The 26,342-nt window shown below is 64.3% G+C and carries 27 protein-coding genes; 18 read left to right on the top strand and 9 right to left on the bottom strand.

All coding sequences use genetic code 11. The features are described from left to right. Positions 1–17 precede the first annotated feature (17 nt). Positions 18–1,199 (bottom strand): ABC transporter substrate-binding protein, encoded by a 1,182-nt coding sequence (locus ACSR1C_RS05355; protein WP_460258305.1) that lies wholly within the window; start codon positions 1,197–1,199, stop codon positions 18–20. A gap of 106 nt (positions 1,200–1,305) precedes the next feature. Beyond that, complete coding sequence (locus tag ACSR1C_RS05350) at positions 1,306–2,223, bottom strand: GlxA family transcriptional regulator (RefSeq protein WP_460258573.1); 918 nt, start codon at positions 2,221–2,223, stop codon at positions 1,306–1,308. A gap of 270 nt (positions 2,224–2,493) precedes the next feature. Between ACSR1C_RS05350 and ACSR1C_RS05345 the strand changes: the two genes are divergently transcribed. Continuing rightward, on the top strand, positions 2,494–3,861 hold the full coding sequence (locus tag ACSR1C_RS05345; RefSeq protein WP_460258304.1) for a class II 3-deoxy-7-phosphoheptulonate synthase: 1,368 nt from the start codon (positions 2,494–2,496) through the stop codon (positions 3,859–3,861). Here the strand turns inward: ACSR1C_RS05345 and ACSR1C_RS05340 are convergent, their stop codons facing one another. Continuing rightward, the gene (locus ACSR1C_RS05340) at positions 3,862–4,527 is read right to left on the bottom strand and encodes a PAS domain-containing protein (protein WP_462563485.1); all 666 of its coding nucleotides are present in this window, start codon (positions 4,525–4,527) and stop codon (positions 3,862–3,864) included. It lies immediately after the preceding gene. Positions 4,528–4,689: 162 nt separating this feature from the next. Between ACSR1C_RS05340 and ACSR1C_RS05335 the strand changes: the two genes are divergently transcribed. The 4 genes from ACSR1C_RS05335 (at position 4,690) to ACSR1C_RS05320 (ending at position 7,996) form a co-directional block, all read left to right on the top strand. Continuing rightward, positions 4,690–5,568 carry a YicC/YloC family endoribonuclease gene (locus ACSR1C_RS05335; protein WP_460258302.1) on the top strand — a complete coding sequence of 293 codons (879 nt, stop codon included), beginning with the start codon at positions 4,690–4,692 and terminating at the stop codon, positions 5,566–5,568. A gap of 2 nt (positions 5,569–5,570) precedes the next feature. Further along, positions 5,571–6,212 carry a guanylate kinase gene (gene gmk, locus ACSR1C_RS05330; RefSeq protein WP_460258301.1) on the top strand — a complete coding sequence of 214 codons (642 nt, stop codon included), beginning with the start codon at positions 5,571–5,573 and terminating at the stop codon, positions 6,210–6,212. Next, entirely contained in the window at positions 6,209–6,739 is a 531-nt protein-coding gene (locus ACSR1C_RS05325) for a gamma carbonic anhydrase family protein (protein WP_460258300.1), read from the top strand. Before gmk ends, ACSR1C_RS05325 begins: the two co-directional genes overlap by 4 nt. Before the next feature lie 78 nt (positions 6,740–6,817). After that, entirely contained in the window at positions 6,818–7,996 is a 1,179-nt protein-coding gene (locus tag ACSR1C_RS05320) for a trans-sulfuration enzyme family protein (protein WP_460258299.1), read from the top strand. 21 nt (positions 7,997–8,017) lie between these two features. Here the strand turns inward: ACSR1C_RS05320 and ACSR1C_RS05315 are convergent, their stop codons facing one another. Further along, positions 8,018–8,392 carry a hypothetical protein gene (locus ACSR1C_RS05315; protein ID WP_460258298.1) on the bottom strand — a complete coding sequence of 125 codons (375 nt, stop codon included), beginning with the start codon at positions 8,390–8,392 and terminating at the stop codon, positions 8,018–8,020. Between the two features lie 233 nt (positions 8,393–8,625). Here ACSR1C_RS05315 and ACSR1C_RS05310 point away from each other — a divergent pair, with 233 nt between their 5' ends. The 7 genes from ACSR1C_RS05310 to phoB all read left to right on the top strand — a co-directional run bounded on the left by ACSR1C_RS05310 (position 8,626) and on the right by phoB (position 16,004). Next, positions 8,626–9,672 (top strand): ATP-binding protein, encoded by a 1,047-nt coding sequence (locus ACSR1C_RS05310; RefSeq protein WP_460258297.1) that lies wholly within the window; start codon positions 8,626–8,628, stop codon positions 9,670–9,672. 171 nt (positions 9,673–9,843) lie between these two features. Further along, complete coding sequence (locus ACSR1C_RS05305; RefSeq protein WP_460258296.1) at positions 9,844–10,875, top strand: substrate-binding domain-containing protein; 1,032 nt, start codon at positions 9,844–9,846, stop codon at positions 10,873–10,875. An 86-nt stretch (positions 10,876–10,961) separates the two neighbouring features. After that, positions 10,962–12,422: a phosphate ABC transporter permease subunit PstC gene (gene pstC / locus ACSR1C_RS05300; RefSeq protein WP_460258295.1), complete on the top strand. Its 1,461-nt coding sequence runs from the start codon at positions 10,962–10,964 to the stop codon at positions 12,420–12,422. Further along, on the top strand, positions 12,419–13,771 hold the full coding sequence (pstA, locus tag ACSR1C_RS05295; protein WP_460258294.1) for a phosphate ABC transporter permease PstA: 1,353 nt from the start codon (positions 12,419–12,421) through the stop codon (positions 13,769–13,771). The genes pstC and pstA overlap by 4 nt, the downstream gene beginning before the upstream one ends. A 12-nt stretch (positions 13,772–13,783) precedes the next feature. Continuing rightward, on the top strand, positions 13,784–14,581 hold the full coding sequence (gene pstB / locus ACSR1C_RS05290) for a phosphate ABC transporter ATP-binding protein PstB (protein WP_460258293.1): 798 nt from the start codon (positions 13,784–13,786) through the stop codon (positions 14,579–14,581). A gap of 14 nt (positions 14,582–14,595) precedes the next feature. Further along, positions 14,596–15,315, top strand: coding sequence for a phosphate signaling complex protein PhoU (gene phoU / locus ACSR1C_RS05285; protein WP_460258292.1), 720 nt, complete (start codon positions 14,596–14,598; stop codon positions 15,313–15,315). Beyond that, positions 15,312–16,004: a phosphate regulon transcriptional regulator PhoB gene (gene phoB, locus ACSR1C_RS05280; protein ID WP_460258291.1), complete on the top strand. Its 693-nt coding sequence runs from the start codon at positions 15,312–15,314 to the stop codon at positions 16,002–16,004. Before phoU ends, phoB begins: the two co-directional genes overlap by 4 nt. Positions 16,005–16,087: 83 nt before the next feature. Here phoB and ACSR1C_RS05275 read toward each other — a convergent pair whose 3' ends face one another. Further along, on the bottom strand, positions 16,088–17,260 hold the full coding sequence (locus ACSR1C_RS05275; protein ID WP_460258290.1) for an NAD(P)/FAD-dependent oxidoreductase: 1,173 nt from the start codon (positions 17,258–17,260) through the stop codon (positions 16,088–16,090). Positions 17,261–17,379: 119 nt separating this feature from the next. Here ACSR1C_RS05275 and aroQ point away from each other — a divergent pair, with 119 nt between their 5' ends. Together aroQ and ACSR1C_RS05265 are read left to right on the top strand one after the other, a co-directional pair. Next, a complete protein-coding gene (gene aroQ / locus ACSR1C_RS05270; RefSeq protein ID WP_460258289.1) occupies positions 17,380–17,826 on the top strand; it encodes a type II 3-dehydroquinate dehydratase in 447 nt (148 codons plus the stop codon). Beyond that, a complete protein-coding gene (locus ACSR1C_RS05265) occupies positions 17,823–18,581 on the top strand; it encodes a LuxR family transcriptional regulator (protein ID WP_460258288.1) in 759 nt (252 codons plus the stop codon). The genes aroQ and ACSR1C_RS05265 overlap by 4 nt, the downstream gene beginning before the upstream one ends. Before the next feature lie 342 nt (positions 18,582–18,923). Here ACSR1C_RS05265 and tsf read toward each other — a convergent pair whose 3' ends face one another. Together tsf and rpsB are read right to left on the bottom strand one after the other, a co-directional pair. Then, positions 18,924–19,799 (bottom strand): translation elongation factor Ts, encoded by an 876-nt coding sequence (gene tsf, locus ACSR1C_RS05260; protein WP_460258287.1) that lies wholly within the window; start codon positions 19,797–19,799, stop codon positions 18,924–18,926. Positions 19,800–19,881: 82 nt separating this feature from the next. Further along, complete coding sequence (gene rpsB, locus ACSR1C_RS05255) at positions 19,882–20,667, bottom strand: 30S ribosomal protein S2 (RefSeq protein ID WP_460258286.1); 786 nt, start codon at positions 20,665–20,667, stop codon at positions 19,882–19,884. Positions 20,668–21,076: 409 nt separating this feature from the next. On the opposite strand from rpsB, the gene ACSR1C_RS05250 reads away from it, so the two are divergent. The 4 genes from ACSR1C_RS05250 (at position 21,077) to ACSR1C_RS05235 (ending at position 24,325) form a co-directional block, all read left to right on the top strand. Next, positions 21,077–21,970 (top strand): PfkB family carbohydrate kinase, encoded by an 894-nt coding sequence (locus ACSR1C_RS05250; protein ID WP_460258285.1) that lies wholly within the window; start codon positions 21,077–21,079, stop codon positions 21,968–21,970. Continuing rightward, positions 21,967–22,872, top strand: a complete 906-nt coding sequence (locus tag ACSR1C_RS05245; protein WP_460258284.1) for a pseudouridine-5'-phosphate glycosidase — start codon at positions 21,967–21,969, stop codon at positions 22,870–22,872. Before ACSR1C_RS05250 ends, ACSR1C_RS05245 begins: the two co-directional genes overlap by 4 nt. A gap of 84 nt (positions 22,873–22,956) precedes the next feature. Continuing rightward, complete coding sequence (locus ACSR1C_RS05240) at positions 22,957–23,706, top strand: DUF502 domain-containing protein (RefSeq protein WP_460258283.1); 750 nt, start codon at positions 22,957–22,959, stop codon at positions 23,704–23,706. Between the two features lie 7 nt (positions 23,707–23,713). Continuing rightward, complete coding sequence (locus ACSR1C_RS05235; RefSeq protein ID WP_460258282.1) at positions 23,714–24,325, top strand: LysE/ArgO family amino acid transporter; 612 nt, start codon at positions 23,714–23,716, stop codon at positions 24,323–24,325. Here ACSR1C_RS05235 and ACSR1C_RS05230 read toward each other — a convergent pair. Next, positions 24,322–25,362, bottom strand: a complete 1,041-nt coding sequence (locus ACSR1C_RS05230) for a patatin-like phospholipase family protein (protein ID WP_460258281.1) — start codon at positions 25,360–25,362, stop codon at positions 24,322–24,324. The two genes, ACSR1C_RS05235 and ACSR1C_RS05230, sit on opposite strands and share 4 nt — an antisense overlap. A 50-nt stretch (positions 25,363–25,412) precedes the next feature. Then, on the bottom strand, positions 25,413–26,186 hold the full coding sequence (locus ACSR1C_RS05225; RefSeq protein ID WP_460258280.1) for a 3-hydroxybutyrate dehydrogenase: 774 nt from the start codon (positions 26,184–26,186) through the stop codon (positions 25,413–25,415). Positions 26,187–26,342 lie beyond the last annotated feature (156 nt).

Here is a 26,342-nt window from a genome sequence, read left to right as displayed (position 1 = left end):
GTGTCAAAATCGGATGCTCAGCGATACCCGGCGGTGGTGATCTCGCCGTCCTTGATCTCGATCTCGCGATAGTTGCCGGCGGATTCGCCCGGGCCGATCAGCTCGACCGCGGTTGCGCCGACATAGTCGATCTCGCCACCATCGGCCAGGATTTTCAGCGCCTTCGCCAACTCGCCGGGAAAGATTTCCTCGCCCGGGGCGTTGGCAACGGCCATCAGCGTGTCCTTGTAGGCCGCCGAATCCGACGACCCCGCCGCCTGCATCGCCAGCATGATCAGCGCCGCCGCGTCATAGCTTTCGGGCGTGAAGGGCGAGGTCGGGTCGAACGCATCGCCGACCAGCCCGGCGAATTTGGTCGCGCCGGGGCTGTCGGTGCCAGGATGCTGGCCGAACGAGCCATCGATATCCGCGCCGAACTTTTCGGTTAGCGCGGCCGAGATCATGCCATCGGGAAACACGAACGTGTCGAATGCGCCGCTATCGAGCGCGGCCTGCACGATGCCCGAGCCGCCCTGATCGACATACCCCGCAACCACCAGAGCCTCGCCACCGGCCGAGGCCAGTGCGCCCACTTCGGCGGAATAGTCGGCCTTGCCGTCCTCATGCGCAGCATCCAGTGTCACGGTGCCGCCCGCCGCGGCAAAGGCGGCGGCAAAGCTGTCGGCCAGACCCTTGCCGTAATCGTTGTTGGTATAGGTCAGCGCGATGGTCTTGATGCCGCGATCCAGAAGCACGTCGCTCATCACCTCGCCCTGACGGGCATCCGACGGGGCGGTGCGGAAGAACAGCCCGTTATCCTCGGCCGTGGACAGCGCCGGGGAGGTGGCCGAGGGCGATACCATCACGATGCCGTTGGGCACGGCCACATTGGCCAGGATCGCGCCGGTCACGCCGGAACAGTCGGCCCCGACGATGCCCTTGACCCCGTCCGAGGTCACCAGCCGCTCGGCCGCGGCAGTGGCGGCGGCGGCGTCGATACAGGTGCTGTCGGCGCGGATCGGCGTCACCGTCGCGCCGTCCAGCAGCGCGCCCGAGTCGGTTACTTCGGTCATCGCCAGTTCGGCGCCGGAGGCCATTTGCGGCGTCAGCGATTCGATGGGGCCGGTAAAGCCCAGGATCACCCCAAGCTTGACCTCTTCGGCATAGGCGCCCGAGGCGGCAACCGCCGTCAGGGCCGTGGCCATAAGCAGCTTTTTCATTCTATCACTCCCGTGTTGGAACATGCGTCCGCCGCAAAGCGTAGAGCGGCCTTCGGAAAAAGAAAAGGCCGCCGGCACGCCGGTTCTGCGCGACGTGGCGCCGCGTTCAGATCGACAGGCGCGTGGCCTGGGCGCCGCGCTCGCGGTAGGGGGTGGTATTGTAATGCGCCCGGTAGCATTTCGAGAAATGCGACGGCGACGCGAAACCGCAGGCCAGCGCCACGTTGATCACGCTCATTTCGGTCTGCATCAACAGGTTGCGCGCCTTGGCCAGCCGCAATTCCATGTAATACCGCTTGGGTGAGCGGTTCAGATAGCGCCGGAACAGCCGTTCCAGCTGCCGCGTGCTCATGCCCGCGTCGCGGGCCAGCACCGAGGGCGAGATCGGCTCTTCCAGATTTTGCTCCATCATCTGGATCACCTGGGACAGTTTGGGGTGGCGCACCCCGATCCGGGTCGGGATCGACAGGCGCTGTGTGTCCTGATCGGTGCGGATCGACGAATAAATAAGCTGATCTGCAACGACATTGGCCAGCTCTTCGCCATGATCGTCAGCAATCAGCTTGAGAATCAAATCGATGGAGGAGGTCCCGCCCGCCGTGGACAGCCGGTTGCCGTCGATCACGAAGACCGATTTGGTCAGTTCCACATCCTCGAACGCCTCGGTGAAACTGTCCTGGTTTTCCCAGTGGATCGTGGCACGCTTGCCGTCCAGCAGCCCGGCCTTGGCCATGGTGTAGGACGCGGTGCACAGCCCGCCGATGGTCAGCCCGCGCCGGGCCTCGCGCCGCAGCCAGTTCAGCAGCCGCTTGGTGGTGGCCGCCTGCACGTCGATCCCGCCGCAGATCAGGATCACGTCGTCGCGGCCCAGTTCTTCGAGATCCATGTCCAGCTTGAACGCGGTTCCGTTCGAGCAGGTGACGAAATCGCCGCCTTCGCCGACCAGCGTCCAGGTATACAGTTGTTTGCCCGACAGCCGGTTGGCGATGCGCAGCGGCTCGATCGCGCAGGCGAAGCTGAGCATGGTGAACTGATCCAGCAGCACGAAGACAAAGCCGCGCGGGCGCGTGCCGTCATCCTCCACCTCGACCTGGTATTCCTCGCTCAGTCGTTCCTGCACGCCGCTCTCCCTGACGCCAATCCCCCAGCGAAAGCAGGTTTGCCCGGCGCAATCAAGGTGCCGCGCGAAAAAGTCGCCCCCGCCGGACGGGCAGGCCGGGGATTTAGCGCTAGCAAGCAGGGCCCCCTTTGCTTATATACACGGCCCAAACGAGGGACCTTCGGGAGCAAGACAATGAGCAAGTGGCAAAAATCCGACTGGCGCGCAAAGCCCAGGGTTCAGATGCCCGATTATGTGGATTCGGCAGCGCTGGAGGCCGTCGAGGCCCAGCTGGCCAAGTATCCGCCGCTTGTCTTTGCCGGCGAGGCCCGCAAGCTGAAACAAAAGCTGGGCGCGGCGTCGCGCGGCGAGGCGTTCCTGCTTCAGGGCGGCGACTGCGCCGAAAGCTTTGCCGAATTCGGCGCCGACACGATCCGCGACACGTTCAAGGTGCTGTTGCAGATGGCCATGGTGCTGACCTTCGGCGCCAAGGTGCCGGTGGTCAAGGTCGGGCGCATGGCCGGTCAGTTCGCCAAGCCCCGCTCGGCGCCGACGGAAACCGTCGGCGGGGTCGAGCTGCCCAGCTATCGCGGCGACATCATCAACGGGTTCGACTTCACCCCCGAGGCGCGCATCCCCGACCCGCAGCGCATGTTGCAGGCCTATACGCAGGCCGCGGCCTCGCTGAACCTGCTGCGCGCCTTTTCCAAGGGCGGTTATGCCGACATCCACCGGGTGCACAGCTGGACGCTGGGCTTTACCGACCGCGAAGAGGCCGAGAAATACCGCGAAATGGCCGCGCGCATCACCGACACGCTGGATTTCATGTCGGCGGCCGGGTTCAACGGCGACACCGACAGCCGGATGTCGACGGTGGATTTCTATACCAGCCACGAGGCGCTGTTGCTGGAATATGAGCAGGCCCTGTGCCGGATCGACAGCACCTCTGGCCTGCCGGTGGCGGGGTCGGGGCATATGATCTGGATCGGCGACCGCACCCGCCAGCCGGATGGCGCGCATGTGGAATTCTGCAAGGGCGTGCTGAACCCGATCGGCGTGAAATGCGGCCCGTCGATGCGCACCGATGATCTGAAGGCGCTGATCGACACGCTGAACCCGGAAAACGAGGCCGGGCGGCTGACCCTGATCGCGCGGTTCGGCGCGGGCAAGGTGGGCGAGCATCTGCCGCGTCTCATTCGCGCGGTCGAGGAAATGGGCGCCAACGTGCTGTGGACCTGCGATCCGATGCACGGCAACACCATCAAGTCGCCCTCGGGCTACAAGACCCGCCCGTTCGACAACGTGCTGCGCGAGGTGCAGGACTTCTTTGCCGTGCACAACGCCGAAGGCACCGTGCCCGGCGGCGTGCATTTCGAGATGACCGGCAAGGACGTGACCGAATGCACCGGCGGCGTGCGCGCGGTCACCGACGAGGATCTGTCGGATCGCTATCACACCGCCTGCGATCCGCGCCTGAATGCCAGCCAGTCGCTGGAACTGGCCTTCCTTGTCGCCGAAGAACTGAGCGACCGCCGGCAGCAGGCGCATCGCGCCGTTCTGTGATCACACGTCGGGTTTGATCAGGGTCAGGGTCGGGCGCACCGCGTCCGGCCCTTTCTCTTGTGTAAAGGGGGCAGGGGCCTCGGCAAAACCATGCGCCGCCGGGGTTGTGCCGGTGCCGGTCTGGCGGGTCCGGGCCAGCGGGGCCGCGCGCGCCGATGCGATGCGGAACCGGCGCGGCGCCCGGCCGATGCGGCCGTCGCTGGCCAGACAACCCAGCGCGCGGGTGACCTGACCCATCTCGTTGTGCAGCGGCAGCAGCAGCATTTCCCCCGCCAGCGCCGGTCGGCCGATGCCGCGTTCGCCCGACAGGATCAGTCGGACGGTTTGCGGCGCGTCAAACACCGCCTCCAGATGCCCGGCCAGTTCCGGCCGCGCCTCGGCGGTGAAGAAGGCGCTTAGCGGCATACCGCGCGGATCCATCCCCATCAGGTCGTTCAGATGCTGCCCCGACAGCCGGACCCGGACCACACCCGGCGCGACCCGTTCCAGAATGAAGGCATGGTCCAGTGCGCGTTCCAGCCCGCGCGGATCCACGTCGCCGCGGGTCGGCATGGCGCGCCCGTCGCGCAGGGCGTCCCAATAGGCCTCGACCTCATTCACGACCGGAAAGCGCATTCTGCCCTGATACTCCGACAGGCGAATGACAGTCGCCCCGCCGCCAAACATGTGTTTCACGTCGCACCTGTAAACCCAAACGCCCCCGTTTGCGGGATCGTTGTCGTCCGGCGCCGCACTGTGTTAACGCTAGGATGAGAACGGTTACCCAAGTCTTAACATGGCATGAATTGCCGGGAATCGAGGGGCAAAAACGGGCAAATGGTTAACTCTATGACCGGATTTGCCGCGGCCACCGGGGGTCTGGACGCCTATCGCTGGACGTGGGAGCTGCGCAGCGTCAACGCCAAGGGGCTGGATCTGCGGCTGCGGCTGCCCGACTGGATCGGCGGGCTGGAACAGGCGGTCCGGGCCGCGCTGACCGCTGCCGTCGCGCGCGGCAATATCAGCCTGACCCTGCGGGTGACACAGGCGGACGGGGCCGAGCCGCTGGCGCTGGACAATGACGTGCTGGAGGCCACGCTGGCTGCGCTGAAACGGATCGAAACCACCGCGCAGGCGCATGACCTGCCTTTGCGCCCGCCTTCGGCCGCCGAGATTCTGATGCTGCGCGGTGTGCAGCAGACCGGCGGCGCCGAGCGCGACACCGCGCCGCTGCTGGCCGCGTTGATGGCGGATCTGCCGGGGCTGATCGCCGGGTTCAACCAGATGCGCGCGGGCGAGGGGCAGGCGCTGGCGGCGGTGCTGCGCGGCCAGTTGGCCACGATCGAGGCGCTGGTGCGTCAGGCGATGGATGCGGCCGAGGCACGCAAGGGCCAGATGGCCGACACGCTGCGCGTCAATCTGAACCGGGTTCTGAACAACAGCGACGGCGCAGATGCCGACCGCGTGGCCCAGGAACTGGCGCTGATCGCGGTCAAGGCCGATATTCGCGAAGAGCTGGACCGGCTGGAGGCGCATGTGCTGGCGGCGCGCGATCTGCTGGGGGCGGGCGGGCCGGTGGGTCGCAAGCTCGACTTCCTGATGCAGGAATTCAACCGCGAGGCCAACACCTTGTGCTCCAAGGCGCAGGCCGCCGCGCTGACCCGGATCGGGCTTGACCTCAAGGCCACCATTGATCAGATGCGCGAACAGGTTCAGAACGTGGAGTAGGCATGAGCATTCGGCGCGGGCTTCTTATCATCCTGTCCTCGCCCTCGGGCGCGGGGAAATCGACGCTGGCCAAACGGCTGCGCGACTGGGATCCCGGCATCCGGTTTTCGGTCTCGGCCACCACCCGCCCGCCACGCCCCGGCGAAGAGCACGGGCGCGAATATTATTTTCACAGCCGCGAAGAGTTCGAGGCGCTGGTCGCCAGCGACGGGATGCTGGAACATGCCGAGGTGTTCGGCAATTTCTATGGCAGCCCGCGCGGCCCGGTCGAGGCGGCGATCAATGCCGGCGACGATGTGCTGTTCGATATCGACTGGCAGGGCGGGCAGCAGGTGCGCAACTCGGCCCTGGGCAAGCATGTCTTGTCGGTCTTCATCCTGCCGCCCTCGATCAAGGAACTGGAACGCCGGCTGCACAGCCGCGCCCAGGACAGCGACGAGGTGATCGCCAAGCGGATGCAGAAAAGCCGTGACGAGATCAGCCATTGGCCCGAATATGATTTCGTGCTGGTCAATGACGATCTGGACGCCACGTTCGAGCGGCTGAAAACCATCGTCACCGCCGAACGGATGCGAATCTCGCAACAACCCGATCTGGTGGATATCGTCCGCGCACTGAACAAGGAATTCGAGGAACGCCAATGACCCTGTATGCTCTGGACGGAATTTCCCCCACCCTGGCCGAAGACGGCGATTGCTGGATCGCGCCCGACGCCAATCTGATCGGAAAGGTGATCGTGGAAAGCGGCGCGTCGGTCTGGTTCGGCTGCACCCTGCGCGGCGATAACGAGGCGATCACCGTGGGCGCGGGCAGCAATGTGCAGGAAAACAGCGTGTTCCACACCGATATCGGCTATCCGCTGACCATCGGGCGCGATTGCACCATCGGCCACAAGGTCATGCTGCATGGCTGCATCATCGGCGACGAGACCCTGATCGGGATGGGCGCCACGGTGCTGAACGGCGCGAAGATCGGCAAGAACTGCCTGATCGGCGCCGGTGCGCTGATCACCGAGGGCAAGGAAATTCCCGACGGATCGCTGGTGATGGGCGCGCCGGGCCGGGTGGTGCGGCAGCTCGATGCCGAGGCGATGGAAAAACTGCGCTGGTCCGCGCGGCATTATCAGGACAATATGCGCCGGTTCCGGCAGGAACTGACACCTGTCGGCTAAAGACTTTTCATCAAGACTTTTCCCTTTCAATGCTCTTCCGTGCCGAAGAGTGCCCACCGCCGTTCGGAAAGGACAAAGATGACGATACCGCCCAAAACCCTTGTGCGCCGCACCCCCTGGCCCGACAGCGCCTCGCGCCCGGTGGGCACGCCGCTTCAGCCTTCGGTCGTCTATGCATCCGAAAGCCCCGATGCGCTGGACGCGCAGTACGAGGGCCGCACCCAGGGTTATACCTATGCCCGCGAAGGTCACCCCAACGCCGATGTTCTGGCCACCAAGATCGACGGGCTGGAAGGTGCCAGTGGCGGGCTGATCCTGGGCTCGGGGATGGCGGCGGTCACGGCGGTGATGCTGGGGCTTTTGCAGGCGGGCGATCATGTTCTGGGCGGCGATCAGCTTTATGGCCGGTCGCTGCGGATGATGGCCGAGGAACTGCCGCGCTTCGGCGTTGCCACCTCGCTGGCCGATCCCACTGATGCGGCGGCGATGCGCGCCGCGCTGCGGCCTGAAACGAAGATGATCCTGATCGAGCTGGTGTCGAACCCGACGTTGCGGGTGGCCGACATGGCCGGAATCGCGGCGCTGGCGCAGGAACACGGTCTGCTGCTGGTCGTCGACAACACCTTCACCACGCCGCGTGCCTTTCGTCCGTTCGAGCATGGCGCAGATATCGTGATCCATTCGGTGACCAAGCTGCTGGCCGGCCATTCCGACGTGACGTTGGGCTATGCCGTGGCGCGCGACCCCGCGTTGCAGGCGCGGATCCGGGCCACCGCCGTCACTCTGGGCCTGACGCCCAGCCCGTTCGACTGCTGGCTGGCCGAACGCGGGCTGTATTCGTTCGAGCTGCGCTATGACCGGGCCGAGGAAAACGCCCGCGCGCTGGCCGATCATCTGGCCGGGCTGAAAGGGATCAAGCGGGTGCTGTATCCGGGGCGCGACGACCACCCCGACCACAACCGCGCCGGCGCGTTGCTGGAGGACCGGTTCGGCAACATGCTGAGCTTCGAACTGGAAGGCGGGCGCGCGGCGGCCAATGCGTTCACCAGGGCCTGCCCGCAGATCGCCTTTGCCCCGACGCTGGGCGATGTCGGCACCACGCTGTCGCATCCCGCGTCCAGTTCGCACCGGGCGCTGACGCCGCAGGGCCGCGCCGCCCTTGGCATCACCGAGGGGTTCTTCCGGGTGTCGGTCGGGGTCGAGCCGGTCGAGATGCTGATTGCCGAACTTAGCGCCGGGGTCGCCGCGACCTTGTGACATTGCCGCAGGCGCGGGCGCCTAATGCGGCGCCCGTTGCCGCAGTTCGACCTTCAGGCCGGGGCAGATCTGGCACAGCTCGCGGCGGATGATGTCGGGGCGCGGCAGCGGCGGAATCATCACCGTATAGGTGCCGGTATAGCCTGCGAGCGACAGCTGCATCGCCATGTCCATCGCGTCGAAATGTTCGGACACCAGCGGTGTGACCACCTCTTCGGCCCAGGGGGCCGTGGCCAGCGCGGCATGGATCAGGGTGAAGGGAAGCGCCTCTAGCCGGGTGCCGGACCCGATGTTGCGCCCGCGCGGCAGTTCGCCCGGATCCATCCCGACGACCAGAACCAGCGGCTCGGTCACCGTCACATCCGACAGCGAGGCCAGGATCAAGCTGCGCCTCATCGCATCGGAACCCCAACGAATATCTGCCGGCGATGATGCCCGGCATCCGGCTGTGTCAACGGCTTAAGCTCCATCAGGAACGAATTCTGAAACGATATACAAATTTAAGTTGAAATAAAGTCAGATTGAAAGCCTTAAGACGGCAAGATGCGCCCGTACCACAGGGCCGTTTACAATTTCGCGGCAGTGGATGAGGGTGGCGCCGGAAAAAGCAGCGACGGAGCCCGATGCCCATGACAACCGACCTGATGCAATCGGTGCTGACCGCGGTGCCCTTGCCCTGCGTGCTGATCACCAGCGACGAACGGGTCGAGGCGATGAACGAACGGGCCCAGGCGATGTTCGGCCCCAGCGGGATCGGGCGGCACTACATTACCGTGCTGCGTCAGCCGGCGCTGCTGGACTGTGTCGAGGAGACCCTGCGCCTGCGCCAGACCCGGCGCATCCGCTATCTGACCACCGACATGACGCGCGAAGCCACCTATGAGGTGACCGCCAGCCCGGTCGAGGGCAACAACGGCCTGGGGCAGGGGGTTCTGCTGTGCTTCGAGGATATCACAGAGCGCGAGCAGGCCGGCCAGATCCGCCGTGATTTCGTGGCCAATGTCAGCCATGAACTGAAAACCCCGCTGACCGCGCTGCTGGGGTTCATCGAAACGCTGAAGGGCAATGCCCGCGACGACCCCGCCGCGCGCGAGCGGTTTTTGTCGATCATGGAAAGCGAGGCCGAGCGGATGAACCGGCTGGTGCGCGATCTGCTGTCGCTCAGCCGGGTCGAAAGCGAAGAACGGATGCGCCCCTCGAACCGGGTCGATGTGGTGGGGCTGGTCCAGTCGTCGGTGCGGACGCTGCACCCCATGGCCGAAGAGGCGGGCGTGGTGCTGGAGGTGACAGGCCACGATCAGCCGGTCGTGGTGCCCGGCGATTCCGATCAACTGGTGCAGGTGTTCACCAACCTGATCGAGAACGCGATCAAATATGGCGCCCGCGGCGGCAAGGTCACGGTGGCGATCACCTATGCCGAGCGCGAACTGGCGTTTCGTGGCCCGGGTCTGCGGATCGACGTGATCGACCGGGGCGAAGGTTTCGACCCGGTGCACATTCCGCGACTCACGGAACGGTTCTATCGGGTGGACAGTCACCGCTCGCGCGAAATGGGCGGTACCGGCCTTGGGCTGGCGATCGTGAAACATATCGTGAATCGCCACCGCGGCCGCTTCCGCATCGAAAGCACGCCGGGCCAGGGCAGCCGGTTTTCGGTTATGTTGCCAGTCGCTTGATTGGCCCGGCACGTTGCCGACAACCGGATCGATTTGTCTATATTTCTGCCAATACGATCGTTGTCATAAAACTGTTACCATATCGTCACAAAAGCATAGCGCCCGGCCAATAGGAGGCGGGGCACAGGCCGTCGTTGCTGACGGCCCGAACAAAGATATCAGGAGCTCTACATGTCCTTTGTGAAACTGACCGCCTCCACACTGGCGATCGCTGCCGTTTCCGCTACCGCCGCAGTTGCCCGCGATCAGGTCCAGATCGCTGGTTCTTCGACGGTTCTGCCCTACGCATCGATCGTCGCCGAAGCCTTCGGTGAGAACTTCGACTTCCCGACCCCGGTCGTGGAATCCGGTGGCTCCTCCGCTGGCCTCAAGCGCTTCTGCGAAGGCGTGGGTGAAAACACCATCGACGTCGCCAACGCCTCGCGGAAAATCAAAGACAAAGAAGTCAAAGCCTGTGCCGAAGCCGGCGTGACCGACATCGTCGAAGTTCGCATCGGCTATGACGGCATCGTCTTCGCCTCCGACATCAACGGCAACTCGTTCGAATTCACCCCCTCCGACTGGTACCTGGCCCTGGCTGCCGAACTCCCCGTCGATGGCGCCATGGTGACCAACGAGAACGTCGACTGGTCGGCCGTCAACGCCAACTTCCCCAAGCAGGAAATCATGGCCTTCATCCCGGGCACCAAGCACGGTACCCGTGAAGTCTTCGAAGAGAAGGTCCTGCTGCAGGGCTGCGAAGACACCGGCGCGATGGAAGCCATCATGAAGATCAACGGTGGCGATGAAGATGCCGCCGAGAAGACCTGCATGGCAGTTCGCACCGATGGCCGTTCGGTCGACATCGACGGCGACTACACCGAGACCCTGGCCCGCATCGAAGCCAACAAGGACGGCATCGGCGTGTTCGGTCTGGCCTTCTACGAGAACAACACCGACAAGCTGCAGGTCGCAACCATGTCCGGCGTCGTTCCCTCGACCGAGAGCATCTCGACCGGCGAATACCCCGTGTCGCGTCCGCTGTACTTCTACATCAAGAAAGCCCACATCGGCGTCATCCCCGGCCTGAAGGAATATGCCGAGTTCTTCGTCTCTGACGAGATCGCCGGCCCCGACGGCCCGCTGGCCGCCTATGGCCTGGTTTCCGACCCGGAGCTGGCTGCCACCCAGGCTGCCGTCGCCGACGAAACCCCGATGAACTAAGGCACATCCGTGCCAAGGCCGGGCGGCGCCTTCGTGCGCCGCCCGTCGCTGCCTTTTAGGACCTTTTCCAAACGAATGAGGGGCTGATGCCTGTCCTCTGGATTGTATTGATCGTTTTCGCGCTCGGGGTCGCGGGCTATGTGCTCGGCCGCGGTCGTGCCATGGCGGATGTCGGCGGCGACGCACGTAAGCTGCACTCGCTGCCCAGCTATTACGGGATGCAGGTCGCCCTGCTGGTGATCATCCCCTCGCTGCTTTTGCTGGCGATCTGGTCGCTGCTTCAGCCGATGGTGATCGAGGCGCAGGTCGTGGACATCATCCCCGACAGCGCGATCGCCGAAGGCTCCAGCCGCGGATTGGTCATGGCCGATGTGCGCCGGGTCGCCGACGGGCTGGACACGGCCGTGGCACAGGGCGCGATGACCGAAGAGCAGGCCGGCAGCATCCGCAGCGGATTCACCGATGTGCGCGCCCGGTTGGGCGAGGTCGGCGTGGCGCTGGGGTCGGATGTCAAACCGGTCGTGCTGCGCGCCGCACAGCGCTATCGCAGCCTTCAGGCCACCTATTCGACGATCAGGGTGGTTGCGGTCCTGGCCGCCGCGCTGGCCGGGCTCGCCCTGGGCTGGTCGCGCTCGCATAAAGAGTTCCGGGCCCGCAACACGGTGGAGGCGGTGATCAAGGCGCTGCTGATCATGGCCTCGACCATCGCCATCCTGACGACGCTGGGCATCGTCCTGTCGATGCTGTTCGAGACGCGCAATTTCTTCAGCCAGTACCCGTGGTACCGGTTCTTCTTCGGCACGACCTGGTCGCCCAACTTTCGCGGCGGTTCCGACCTTGGCATCCTGCCGCTGCTGTGGGGCACGCTCTATATCTCGTTCATCGCGCTGCTGGTCGCGGTGCCGATCGGGCTGTTCGCAGCGATCTACACGTCGGAATATGCCGGCCCCAAGATGCGTTCGTTCGCCAAGCCGGCGATCGAAATTCTGGCTGGCATCCCGACCATCGTCTACGGTCTGTTCGCGCTGATCACCGTCGGCCCGATGCTGCGCGACTATTTCGCCCAGCCGCTGGGCCTGGGCGAAAGTTCGGCCTCGGTCGCGACCGCGGGCGTCGTGATGGGCATCATGCTGATCCCCTTCGTGTCGTCGCTGTCCGATGACATCATCAACGCGGTGCCGCAGGCAATGCGCGACGGCTCGCTCGGTCTGGGCGCCACCAAATCCGAAACCATCCGCCAGGTGGTGATTCCCGCCGCGCTGCCGGGCATCGTCGGCGCGGTGCTGCTGGCCGCGTCGCGCGCCATCGGCGAGACCATGATCGTGGTGCTGGGGGCAGGGGCCGCGGCCCGGATGAGCCTTAACCCGTTCGAGGCGATGACGACCGTGACCGTGAAAATCGTCAGTCAGCTGACCGGCGATACCGACTTTGCCAGCCCCGAAACGCTGGTGGCCTTTGCGCTGGGGCTGACACTGTTTGTCATCACCCTCGGCCTTAACGTCTTCGCGCTGTATATCGTGCGCAAATACCGGGAGCAGTATGAATGACCGACGCGACCGCAACCCCCGGTGCCGCTTCGCCGCATCGCGGCTCTCTGCTGACGCAGAACAAGCTGACAAAACGGCGCAACGCGGCCGAGGCCCGGTTCCGCACCTATGGGCTGGTGGCCGTCTGCCTGGGCATTCTGGCGCTGATCATGCTGCTGGTGTCGATCATGGGCAATGGCCTGAGCGCCTTCCGGCAGACCTATATGACGCTGAATGTCGAACTGGTGGAAAGCAAGCTCGACAAGACCGGAAACCGCAACCTTGACGATCTGAAGAAGGTCTCGACCTTCGGATATGCGCCGCTGATCAACACCGCGATCGAGGCGCGGATGGCCGAGTTGGGGATCGTGATCGACGGGCTGTCGTCCAAGGCCGCCGCCGACATCGTGTCGAAAGATGCCCCGGCGCAGCTGCGCGACTATGTGCTGGCCAACCCCGACGAGATCGGCAAGACCGTCCGGTTCGAGGTGCTGGCCAATGGCCGGATCGACGGCTACCTGAAGGGCCGGGTGTCGATGGAAAGCGCGCTGCTGGACAGCAACGTCTCGCCCGAGCAGCTGATGCTGGCGGATGCGCTGAAAGATCAGGGCGCGCTGGCCAAGAAGTTCAACTGGGCCTTCATCACCGCGCCGGATGCGTCCGAAAACCGGCCCGAGGCGGCCGGGCTGGGCGTGGCGATCCTGGGTTCGCTTTACATGATGCTGGTGGTGCTGCTTCTGGCGCTGCCGATCGGCGTCGCGGCCTCTATCTATCTGGAGGAGTTCGCGCCCAAGAACCGCTGGACCGACCTGATCGAGGTGAATATCTCGAACCTGGCGGCGGTGCCGTCGATCGTGTTCGGTATCCTGGGCTTGGCGATCTTCATCAACTTCGCCGGTCTGCCGCAATCGGCGCCGATCGTCGGCGGGCTGGTGCTGACGCTGATGACCCTGCCGACGATCATCATCTCGACCCGCGCCTCGTTGCAATCGGTGCCGCCCAGCATCCGGGACGCAGCGCTTGGGGTAGGGGCCTCGAAAATGCAGTCGGTGTTCCACCATGTGCTGCCGCTGGCCGCACCGGGCATCCTGACCGGCACCATCATCGGGCTGGCCCAGGCGCTGGGTGAAACCGCGCCGCTGATGCTGATCGGCATGGTCGCCTTCGTGCGCGAATACCCCTCGGCACCGCCCGAAGGGTTCTTCGACCCGGCCTCGGCTTTGCCGGTGCAGGTTTACAACTGGACGCAGCGTGCCGATCCGGCCTTTGTCGAACGGGCATCGGGCGCTATCATCGTCCTGCTGATCTTCCTTCTGTTCATGAACGCGATCGCGATTTTCCTGCGCCGTCGGTTCGAACGCCGCTGGTAAGGGAACGCCGATATGAACGACATGCGAATTGTGGAGAGAAAAGTGGACACCAAAGAGGTGAAGATTTCCGCGCGGAACTGCCAGGTCTATTATGGCGACACGCACGCCATCAAAGACGTGGATGTGGATATTCAGGACAAGACGGTCACCGCCTTCATCGGCCCCTCGGGCTGCGGCAAGTCCACCTTTCTGCGCTGCCTGAACCGGATGAACGACACCATCGACATCTGCCGTGTCGAGGGTACGATCCTGCTGGACGGCGAAGATATCTATGACGCCAAGGTCGATCCGGTGCAGTTGCGCGCCAAGGTCGGCATGGTGTTCCAGAAGCCCAACCCGTTCCCCAAGTCGATCTATGACAATGTCGCTTACGGCCCGCGCATCCACGGTCTGGCCAACAGCAAGGCCGATCTGGACGTGATCGTCGAGAAAAGCCTGCGCCGGGCCGCGATCTGGGAAGAGGTGAAGGACCGGATCGAATCCCCCGGCACCGGCCTGTCGGGCGGTCAGCAGCAGCGCCTGTGCATCGCCCGCGCCGTTGCGACCGAACCCGAGGTTCTGCTGATGGACGAGCCGTGTTCGGCGCTGGACCCGATCGCGACCGCACAGGTCGAGGAACTGATCGACGAGCTGCGCGAACAGTATTCGGTGGTGATCGTGACCCACTCGATGCAACAGGCCGCGCGGGTCAGCCAGAAGACCGCCTTCTTCCACCTGGGCAACCTTGTGGAATTCGGCGAGACCGGCCAGATCTTCACCAACCCGCAGGACCCGCGGACCGAAAGCTACATTACCGGCCGGATCGGCTGAGAGAGGCGACAATCATGTCTGACAAAAGCCATATCGTTTCGTCCTATGACCGCGATCTGGAGGCGATCCAGGCGCTGATCATGAAGATGGGCGGGCTGGTCGAGGCGGCCATCCTGGACGCCGCGACCTCGTTGGAGCGGCGCGATGAAGAGCTGGCCGAACAGGTGCGCGCCGGCGATCAGGTCATCGACGATCTGGAAGAGCAGGTGAACGAGGAATGCGCGCGGCTTCTGGCCCTGCGTCAGCCCACCGCCAGCGACCTGCGCACCGTTCTGACGGTGATGAAGATCAGCGGCAATCTGGAACGGGTCGGCGACTATGCCAAGAACCTGGCCAAGCGGACCTCGGTTCTGGTGCAGATGACCCCGATCGAGGGCGCCGCCGGCGCGATCCGGCGCATGGCCAAGACCGTCGAGGGGATGCTGAAAGACGCGCTGGACGCCTATATCCAGCGCGACGCCGAACTGGCCCAGGATGTACGTCTGCGCGATCACGAGGTCGATCAGATGTATAACGCGCTGTTCCGCGAATTCCTGACCTTCATGATGGAGGATCCGCGCAATATCACCGCGTGCATGCATCTGCATTTCATCTCGAAGAACATCGAACGGATGGGCGATCACGTCACCTCGATCTCCGAGCAGGTGATCTATCTGACCACCGGCGTCATGCCCGAGGATGCCCGCCCGAAAAGCGAACTGACCGGGCTCGGTACGCTGGAGGTGGACGAGTGAGCAGCGTCGAACAACCCACCGTGCTGCTGGTCGAGGACGAGCCGGCGCAGCGGGAGGTTCTGGCCTATAACCTGGAGGCCGAGGGTTTTCTGGTGTCCAAGGCGGAGAACGGCGAAGAGGCGCTGCTGCTGGTCGACGAGGCCGCGCCGGATATCATCGTGCTGGACTGGATGCTGCCCAATGTCTCGGGGATCGAGGTGTGCCGCCGCCTGAAAACCCGCGCCGACACGCGTGGCGTGCCGATCATCATGCTGTCGGCCCGCTCCGAAGAGGTCGACCGGGTCAGGGGGCTGGAAACCGGCGCCGACGATTATGTGGTGAAACCCTATTCTGTGGTCGAGCTGATGGCGCGCGTGCGTACCCAGTTGCGCCGCACACGGCCTGCGGCGGTGGGCGAGCAGTTGGAATTCGAAGACATCATGCTCGATTCCGAAACCCACAAGGTGTTCCGGGGCGGCAAGTTGCTGAAGCTGGGGCCAACCGAGTTCCGTCTGCTGTCCACCTTCATGGAAAAGCCAGGTCGGGTCTGGAGCCGGGAACAACTGCTTGATCGGGTCTGGGGGCGTGACATCTATGTCGATACGCGCACCGTGGACGTGCATATCGGGCGGCTGCGCAAGGCGCTGTGCCAGCATGGCGGCGACGATCCGGTACGCACAGTGCGGGGTGCCGGATACGCTCTGGGTTAAGTCCGATAATCAGTATTATGTGAATAAAGCAACTTGAGCACCAGTTAAAAACTGTGCCTCAAGCCGATGTTGTAAAAGTGTTTTTATACGATTTCAGTCTCCCGAAACGGTCGGTTCTCGAAAATACGCTCTGGCCCCAGCGCACGCAGATCAAGGGTGCGGAACCCGCCATGCAGGATCAGTTCGGCAATGGCGCGGCCCACCGCCGGGGCCTGCTGCAACCCGTGGCCGGAAAAGCCATTCATGACATAAAGCCCGGCAAGCCCCGGCCAGCGCCCGATAATGGCGTTCTGATCCAGCGTGTTGTACGCATAATGTCCGGCCCAGGCCCGCAGCACCTTGACCGCATCAAAGCCCGGCGCGCGTGCATAAAGCTTTTCCCAGATCAGCGTTTCGAACTGATCATATTCGGGCTCGAAATCCTGGGGATCGGCGGCGTGATCGTCCTGCGGTACGGTGGCGCAGATCCACTGATTGTGCTCGGGCCGCAGGTAAAACCCGGTGTGGTCCACCAAAAGCGGCGCATCCGGGTGTCGCGCATTCGGTGCGTCGATCAGGAAAACCGTGCGTTTCCGCGGCTCTACCGGCATATCCTCGCCAATTCCGCGCAGCAAGTCGGCAGCGCGCGGCCCGGCGGCGTTGACCACCGCGCCGGCCATGATCCGTGCGCCCGTGTCCAGGGTGACCCCGCACACCCTGCCCCCGTCGCGGATCAGCCCGGCCACGCGCCCGGTGCGGTACTGCACCCCGGCGCGGCGCGCGGCACTGCGGCAGGCATGCAACAGTCCCATATTGTCGAACCAGCCCTCATCACGCGGCCCAAAGCTGCCCCGGCGCACATCGCCGAGGGCAAGATAGGGAAACCGGGCGGCCAGTTGATCGGGCTCCAGAATCTCGGTTCCGGCCCCTTGGGCGCATTGCATCGCCTGAAGCGCCAGCATGGCCGCGGCGGTGTCTTCACCGGCCAGAAACAGATACCCGTTTTCGCGAAACCCCAGATCGCTCACGGTCGGCTCCGGCCCGGTTTCAGAGGCAATATTCCTTATGAATTCAATTCCAAAGAGCGATATCTTCACGTTAATGGGGTTGGAGAATTGCTGCCGGATCGAGGCCACCGACAGGGCGGTCGAAGCGCGCGCATAGGTCGGGTCGGATTCAACCACCACTACCGACAGCGCCGGGTCCATCCGGCTCAGCCAAAAGGCGGCGGCGCTGCCCATCACCGCCCCGCCCACGATCACCACATCGACCTGCATCCATCCTGCCCTTTCACGTTGTGGGGGGAATGTCCCCGGAATTCCCCTGGTCCGAGATAGACTCACCCCTCGACAGGTATGGTATTCCTGACTAAAAAAGCGAAAATCGGGAAATTGCAATGATATCGTTTCTGATCCTGAACGGCCCCAATCTGAACCTGTTGGGCACACGTCAGCCAGAGGTCTATGGCCGCACCACGCTGGCCGATATAGAAGCGGCCTGCCGGGCCAAGGCCGGTGCACTGGGCGTTGCGCTGGACTTTGCCCAATCGAACCACGAGGGCGTGCTGATCGACGCGATCCATGCAGCGCCCGGTGCCCATGACGGGATCGTGCTGAATGCGGGCGCCCTGACCCATACCTCTATCGCATTGATGGATGCGATCGTGGCGGCCCAGGTGCCGGTTGTCGAACTTCATCTGTCGAACATCCATGCGCGCGAACCGTTCCGGCACAAGTCCTGGATCGCCCCGGTTGCGGTCGGTCAGATCTGCGGCTTCGGCGCGGCGGGCTATCCGTTGGCGATGCAGGCGCTGGCCGATCATCTGCGGGCGTCGTCGCCATGACACTCGACGATCTGGAGGCTCTGTTCGGCGCCCACAGTGTCGAAGAGGTCTGTGACACCCTGATCGGCTATATGGGTCAGTTCGGCTTTGACAGGGTGCTCTACGGGTTCACCCGGTTCTGCACCGAGACCTCTCTGGGCGATCTGCAGGATTCACTTGTTTTGACCAACTATCCAGAGGCTTACACCAATGCCTTCATCCATCAGGGGCTTTATTTCCACGCCCCGATGGTGCGTTGGGCCGCCGAGAATGTCGGCGCCTGCTCGTGGTCCTGGATCGAGGAAGAGGCCCGCCTGGGCCGGTTCACCGGTGCCGAAGAGAAGGTCGTCCAGTTCAACCATTCCTTCGGTGTGCGCACCGGTTATACAATCAGCTTCAAGGACGTGTCGTCGCGTGCCAAGGGGGCGATCGGTCTGGCCGCGCGCGATGGTCTGTCCCAACCCGAGGTCGATGCGATCTGGCGCGAACACGGGCGCGTGATCACGGCCTTCGCCAATACCGCGCACCTGAAGCTGATCAACCTGCCCCATCACGGCTCGCGCCGGCCGCTGACCCGCCGCCAGCGCGAGGCGCTGGAATGGGTGGGCGACGGCAAGACCACCCAGGACATCGCCATGATCATGGGGCTGACCGCCGCGACGGTCGAAAAGCATCTGCGGCTGGCCCGCGAGGCGCTGAATGTCGAAACCACCGCGCAGGCGGTGCTCAAGGCCTCTTATCAGAACCAGATTTTCGTGATCGAACCTGACCACTGAACCAAATGCCGGCCCTGAGGTAGGGAATCCCTGACTGTCGTGACGTTGCGTAACAGATCAGATTGGCGGCGTTCCGTGAGTGGTGGCTTTTTTTGCCAGGGAGCTGCGGTTTGTGTGCGGCACGCGATTTCGTGTTGGCCTTGCCTGTCCGGGAAACCGGAAACCTGGCCTGTCGGTGTATAGTTCCGCCGGCAGGTCGGACAAATAATGCGCCCCGTCCTCATCCCCAATGTGCGGCGCGTAAAAGAGAACGGTGCAGCCTGCCCGGCTGCACCGTTTTTTGGGTCCGGATTGCTGGCGGCCCGCCCCGACAAGGACAGGCCGATCACAAGAAACAGGGTGTCAGCCCTGCGCCACTTTTGCGACTTCGGCGGCGAAGTCCTCTTCTTCCTTCTCGATCCCCTCGCCCACTTCGAGGCGCACGAAGCCGATCACCTCGACGCCGGCCTCTTCGGCGGCCTGGGCGACGGTCAGGTCGGGATTGATCACGAAGGACTGCCCCAGCAGGGTCACTTCCGACAGGAACTTCTTCATCCGGCCTTCGATCATCTTTTCGATGACCTGCTCGGGCTTGCCGCTTTCACGGGCCTGCTCGGTCAGAACGGCCTTTTCGCGCGCCACCAGATCGGGGTTCAGATCGGCCTCGCCCAGCGAGGCGGGGTTGACGGCGGCCACATGCATGGCGACCTGACGGCCGAATGCCTCGTTATCGCCCTTCAGCGCGACCAGAACGCCGATCTTGCCCATACCCTCGGCTGCGGCGTTATGGATATAGGACACCACGGTATCGCCTTCCAGCGACGCCATCCGGCGCAGGGCCATGTTTTCGCCGATGGTGGCGATCTTGCCGGTCAGCGTGTCCTCGACGGTCTTGCCGCCCATGTCCATCGCCTTCAACGCCTCGATGTCGTCCGCGTTCACGGCGACGGCGGCGATCTTGGCCACCATCTCCTGGAAGTCGGCGTTCTTGGCGACAAAGTCGGTTTCCGAGTTCACCTCGACCGCGACGCCCCGGCCAGCAGAAACACTGACCGCAACCAGACCTTCCGCGGCGGTGCGGCCGGATTTCTTGGCGGCTTTCGCCAGACCCTTGGTGCGCAGCCAGTCAACCGCGGCTTCCATGTCGCCATCGGTTTCGGTCAACGCTTTCTTTGCGTCCATCATGCCTGCGCCGGTGCTGTCGCGCAGTTCTTTCACCAATGCTGCGGTGATTGCCATGTCGGCTCTCCTCGTGAGATATCGTTGGTTCCCGGACGCAGCCAGTAGCCGCGCCCGGTGTCAGTTCCGTGACAGACCGGCCTTACGCCTCGACCGGGGCCTCTTCGGCGGCTTCTTCGGCCAGGACCTCTTCGACGGGGGCCTCTTCGAACGCACCAAGGTCAACGCCGGCAGCGTCCATCTGGGCGGTCATGCCGTCAAGCGCCGCACGGGACACCAGATCGCAGTAAAGCGCGATGGCACGGGCTGCGTCATCGTTGCCAGGGATGATGTAATCCACGCCCGAGGGCGAACAGTTGGTATCCACGATGGCCACGACCGGGATGCCCAGCTTCTTGGCTTCAAGGATGGCCAGATCTTCTTTCTTGACATCGATGATGAACAGCAGGTCGGGAATGCCGCCCATCTCGCGGATACCGCCAAGGCTGGCCTGCAGCTTGGCCTGCTCGCGCTCCATGCCAAGACGCTCTTTCTTGGTCAGGCCCTCAAAACCGACTTCCATCTGCTCGTCGATGGCTTTCAGACGCTGGATCGACTGGGAAACGGTTTTCCAGTTGGTCAGCGTGCCGCCCAGCCAGCGATGGTTCATGTAATACTGCGCGCAACGCTCGGCGGCATCCGCGATCGGCTTTTGCGCCTGACGCTTGGTGCCGACAAACAGGATGCGACCGCCGCGGGCGACGGTGTCGCGCACCACGCTCAGGGCCGTGTCGAGCATCGGCACGGTTTGCGTCAGGTCGAGAATGTGGATGCCGTTGCGTTCGCCGTGGATGTATTCGCCCATCCGCGGGTTCCAACGCTGGGTCTGGTGACCATAGTGAACGCCAGCTTCAAGCAGCTGACGCATGGTGAAATCGGGAAGCGCCATGTCCATTTCCTTTTCCGGTTTGCGCCTGAGCGGGGTAATCAAGGGCATATGCCCAACCGGCGGACCTGAACGGGATTTCTCCCCGTCAGGCCCATACCCCGCCTGTGAAGTAGCGCGCATCTATCCCCCTTCGCAAAAAGATGCAAGCCCCCTGCCCGCGAATCCCGCGCCCTCAGCCCTGACCCACCGGCGCGCCTGCGGCGCAAGACATTGGTTTGCGGCCCTGCGGGCCGGTATGCCTCCGGCGGGGATATTTCGCCCAAAGCAACATACGAAGGCTCCCCTTCCAATTGCTTTGGTGCAAATATCCCGGGGTTTGGGGCAGCGCCCCAATCGAACGCATGTCGTGCGCCGCAGGCGCGCAATGTAGCCGCTTGCAACCCGCCCCGCCGCCGGTCACAAGCGTTCCATGAGAGTGACACCCGATATCCTGTGCATCGGTTCGGTCCTGTGGGACGTGATCGGCCGCGCGCCGACGCCGATGGGCGTGGGGGCGGATGTACCGGGCCGCATCACCCGCCTGCCCGGCGGCGTCGCGATGAACATCGCGATGACCCTGCGCCGGTTTGGTCTGATCCCGGCGTTGCTGAGCGCGGTCGGCACCGATGAGGACGGTCACGCGCTGATCGCCGCCTGCACCCGGATCGGGCTGGTGACCGATCACGTTTACCGCCCCGCTGATCTGCCCACCGACCGTTATATGGCGATCGAGGGGCGCAACGGACTGATCGCGGCCATTGCCGACGCCCATTCGCTTGAAGCGGCGGGACGCAAGATTTTGCGCCCGCTCGAAGACGGGCGGCTGGGCAGCGCGGCGGCGCCTTATGCGGGCGCGATCGTGCTTGATGGCAATCTGACCGAGGCGCTGTTGCGCGACATCGCGCAAAGCCCGCTGTTCGCCGCCGCCGATCTGCGGGTGGCGCTCGCCAGCCCCGACAAGGCCGAGCGGCTGATCCCGCTGCTGGATCATCCCCGCGCCACGTTCTACCTGAACCGCGAGGAAGCCGGGCGGATCTGCCTGACCGAATTCGCCACGGCCCAGGCCGCCGCACAGGCGCTGCGCACGCGCGGCGCGCATCGGGTTCTGGTGACCGATGGCGGCGCGGATGCGGTTCTGGCCGATAGCGGCGGGCTGGTCGCGCGTCGCCCGCCCGCCGTCATGGTCACCCGCGTGACCGGCGCGGGCGACACGCTCATGGCCGCCCATATCGCGGCCGAGCTTGGCGGCGCCGCCCCCGCCGCGGCGCTGGACCGCGCGCTGCAGGCCGCCGCACAATATGTATCGGGAAAGAGCCCTTCATGACCGTCCCCCTGAGTTTTTCGGCCGAAGTGGCCGCCGCCCGTGCCGAGGACCGCCCGTTGGTGGCGCTGGAAAGCACAATCATCACCCACGGGATGCCGTTTCCGCAAAACCTGGAAACCGCGCAGCGGGTGGAGCAGGAGGTGCGCGATTCCGGCGCGGTGCCCGCCACCATCGCCCTGATGGACGGGCGGATCCGGGTCGGGCTGGAACCCGCACAGCTGACGGCGCTGGCCCGGACCCAAGGCGCCAGAAAGATCAGCCGCGCCGATATCGCCGCCTGTCTTTCCGAAGGCTGGACCGGCGCCACCACCGTGGCTGCGACGATGATCTGCGCCGATCTGGCCGGGATCAGAGTCTTTGCCACCGGCGGCATCGGCGGGGTGCATCGCGGCGCGGACCACAGCTTCGACATCTCTGCCGATCTGCAGGAACTGGCGCAGACCCAGGTGACCGTGGTCGCGGCGGGGGCCAAGGCGATCCTCGATCTGCCGAAAACGCTGGAGGTGCTGGAAACCCTGGGCGTGCCGATAATCGGCTATGGTACCGACGATCTGCCCGCCTTCTGGTCGCGCAGCGCGGGCCTGCCGGTGCCGCTGCGGATGGACAGCGCCGCCCAGATCGCCGCCGCGCACCGGATGCGCGCGCGGCTGGGGCTTGCGGGCGGTCAGCTGGTCGCCAATCCGATCCCGGCAAGCGCCGAGATCCCCGCCGCCGAAATCGGTCCGATCATCGAGGCCGCACTGCGCGACGCGGACGGAATCGCCGCCAAAGAGGTCACGCCGTTTCTGCTGTCGCGGATCTATGAGCTGACCGAAGGCCGGTCCCTGACCGCCAATATCGCGCTGGTGCTGAACAATGCGCGGCTTGCCGCCGCCATCGCCCGTGAAATCGGCGCAACGTAAAAGAAATTCCCCAATGCCGGTCGCAGTTTATTGTAGTGCGTGGGGGGTGTGACTAGATTGCCCTGAAACAGAAAGGTGCACCGCATGTTCGACCCCGAGACCCCTCAGGACAATGCCGAAGGCCAGCACCGCCGCCGCCGTGCCCCGCTGCGCGGCATTCGCGGCTCGTTCCTGACGGGGCTTGTGGTTATCGCACCCATTGGCCTGACCGTGTGGCTGATCTGGACCGTGGTCGGCTGGATCGATGCCTTCGTTCTGCCCTTCGTGCCTGACGCCTATCAGCCGGACGAGTTGTTCCGCCAACTGTTCGGCGAGGAAACCACCGTCAACATCCGTGGCGTGGGGGTCGTGTTCTTTCTGGTCTTTACGGTCATCGTCGGCTGGATCGCGAAGGGCATGATCGGCCGGTCGTTCCTGAACTGGGCCGAAGGGCTGGTCGACCGCATGCCGGTCGTGCGCTCGATCTACAGCGGCGTGAAGCAGTTGGCCGAAACCGTGTTCGCCCATTCGGAAACCTCGTTCGACAAGGCCTGCCTGGTGGAATACCCGCGCGAGGATATCTGGGCCGTCGCCTTTATCTCGACCACCACCAAAGGCGAGATCGACCGTAAAATCCCGCGCGAGGATCCGCTGATCAGCGTCTTTCTGCCGACCACGCCGAACCCGACCTCGGGCTTTTTGCTGTTCGTTCCGCGTGAGAAAGTGATCATGCTGGACATGAGCGTCGAGGATGCAGCCAAATTGGTGATCTCGGCCGGGCTGGTCTATCCTTCCGAGAAGAAGACCGGCGCCGGGGCGAGAGACGCGAAGCCCACCAGCATTCCCAAAATCTGAGTCCGCCATGTTCAGTGCCGCCGTCACCGGCTATCTGACCGCGCTGTCCCTGATCCTGGCGATCGGGGCGCAGAATGCCTTTGTGTTGCGGCAGGGGCTGCTGCGGGCGCATGTGTTCTGGCTGTGCCTGTTCTGCGCGCTGTCCGACGCGGCGCTGATCGCGGCCGGGGTGGCCGGGTTCGGCGCGGTCGTAAGCTTGTTCCCGGCCCTGCCACGGCTGATGGCGCTGGCGGGGGCGGCGTTTCTGGCGGTCTATGGCGCGATGCGGTTTCACGCGGCCTGGAAGGGCGACTACGGCATGGTCTTGTCGGGCCGCTCGGCGCCGCTGGGGCCGACACTGGCCACGGCGGCGGCGTTTACCTGGCTCAATCCGCATGTCTATCTGGATACGCTGGGGCTGATCGGGGCGGTGTCCACCCAGTTCGCGCCAGTGCCGCAAAAGCTGGCCTTCGCCGGGGCGGCGACCGCTGCCTCGTTCAGCTTTTTTTTCGCGCTGGGATACGGCGCGCGTCTGCTGGCGCCGGTGATGCAAAGCCCCCGCGCCTGGCGGCTGTTCGATATCGGCGTGGGCGCGGTGATGTGGATGATCGCGGCCGGGCTGATCGCTGGGGCGGGTTAAGCGAACATCGCCGCCAGATCGACGGTGGGTTCATTGTTCAGCGCCGTCTTGTGATCGGTCAGGAACTGATCCGCCGCATCGCGCCCGGCCTGACGCAGGTTTTGCAGCAGAACCGGATTAGGCATGGATTTGGTGATGCCGCCCAGTTTGCGCATCAATTCGTCGTCCGAAATCATGTGCACCAGAACATCCTTCATACTGCCGTTGCGAATGGCCCCTTCGGTCAGCAGGCGCTTGACGAAGGCGATCGAGCGCAGATCGCGTAGCAGCGAGGCGTTGAAGCTGATCTCGTTGACCCGGTTCTGGATTTCCTGCGGGGTCACCGGCAGCCGCTCGCGCCGCTGGGGATTGATCGCCACGATCACGATATCGTCGGGCAGATCGCGGTCGTACAGCGGGAACAGCGCCGGGTTGCCGCTATAGCCGCCATCCCAATAGGCTTCGGTCGTGCCGGTTTCGGGGTCGTCGATTTCCACCGCCTGAAACACCGTGGGCAGGCAGGCCGAGGCCAGGATCGCGTCGCTGGTGATTTCATCGCGGGTGAAGATGCGCGCGCGGCCGGTGCGCACATTGGTGGCGCAGACAAAAAAACGCGGTCCCTGATCGGCGCAGACATTATCGAAATCGAACTGCTCGACCACGCGCTGTAACGGGTGGCGATAGAACGGGCCGTAATAATAGGGGCTGAACATCCGCGCCGCCGAGTCGGCCAGCGAATAAGGCACCGAATGGCCGACCGCGCGCGAAAACAGACCCGGCGAGGTGTTGAACTCGCTCAGCCACTGGGTCAGGCGCGTACCGCCCGTGGCCCCCACCTGCCCCCAGAGCCAGTCAAGATTTTCGCGCGCCTTGTCACGCCCGCCCGCCGCCAGCCCGGCCTTCAGCGCGGCCCCGTTCAGCGCACCCGCCGAGGTGCCGGTGATGCCGGCGATCTCGATCTCCTCATCCTCCAGAATACGGTCGAGCACCCCCCAGGTGAAGGCGCCATGCGCGCCTCCGCCCTGAAGCGCCAGATTGATGCGCTTGGTCGTGCCCATTGGCCTGTCTCCCTGTATGGGGCTGCGGTCCGGGTATCAGATGGGGCGGATCACAGCGCCGTCCAGCCGCCATCGACGCTGATCGTGGTGCCGGTGATTTGCTCGGCCGCATCCGAGCACAGGAACACCGCGGTGCCGCCGACCTGCCCGACGGTGACGAAGGCGTGCGAGGGCTGACGCGTCAGCATCACCTCGCGGACCACCGTTTCGCGGTCCATGTTATATTCCTTCATGGTGTCGGGGATCTGCGCCTCGATCAGCGGGGTCAGCACATAGCCGGGGCAGATCGCGTTGCAGGTGATCGGTTGCTCGGCGGTTTCCAGCGCCACGGTCTTGGTCAGCCCGACCACGCCGTGCTTGGCCGCGACATAGGCCGATTTGAACGGCGATGCCGTCAGCCCGTGCGCCGAGGCCACGTTGACGATCCGGCCCCAGCCCCGCTCTCGCATCCCCGGCAGTGCGGCGGCGATTGTATGAAAGGCCGAACTAAGGTTGATCGCGATGATCGCGTCCCATTTGTCCAGCGGGAATTCATCGACCGGCGCCACATGCTGAATGCCCGCATTGTTCACCAGAATATCGCAGACGCCTGCGGTTTCGATCAGCGCGCGGCAGTCCGCCGGTTTCGACATATCGGCCTTGATGTAGCGCGCGGTGACGCCGTATTCGTCACCGATATCTTCGGCCAGCTTGTGATCCTCGTCGCGGTCGGTGAAAGAGTTCAGCACAACATGCGCCCCGGCCTTGGCCAACTCCTGCGCGACCCCAAGGCCGATGCCCGAGTTCGAGCCGGTGATGATGGCGGTTTTTCCCTTGAGCGGCATGGCGATACCTCCTGTTGCACTGTGATGCGCGGCCCCACATGCCACGCCCGCGAAATATGCGGCAAGCCTCAAGGTTTGACGAGGGCGAATGCCCGCGCGCCGGTAAAAAGTGAAACAGAACAAGGGCGCGGGCCGCGAAAGCGACGGCCAAAAAAA

The sequence above is a fragment of the Actibacterium sp. D185-2 genome, from assembly GCF_054954595.1.
This window is presented reverse-complemented; position numbering and strand designations above follow the sequence as displayed.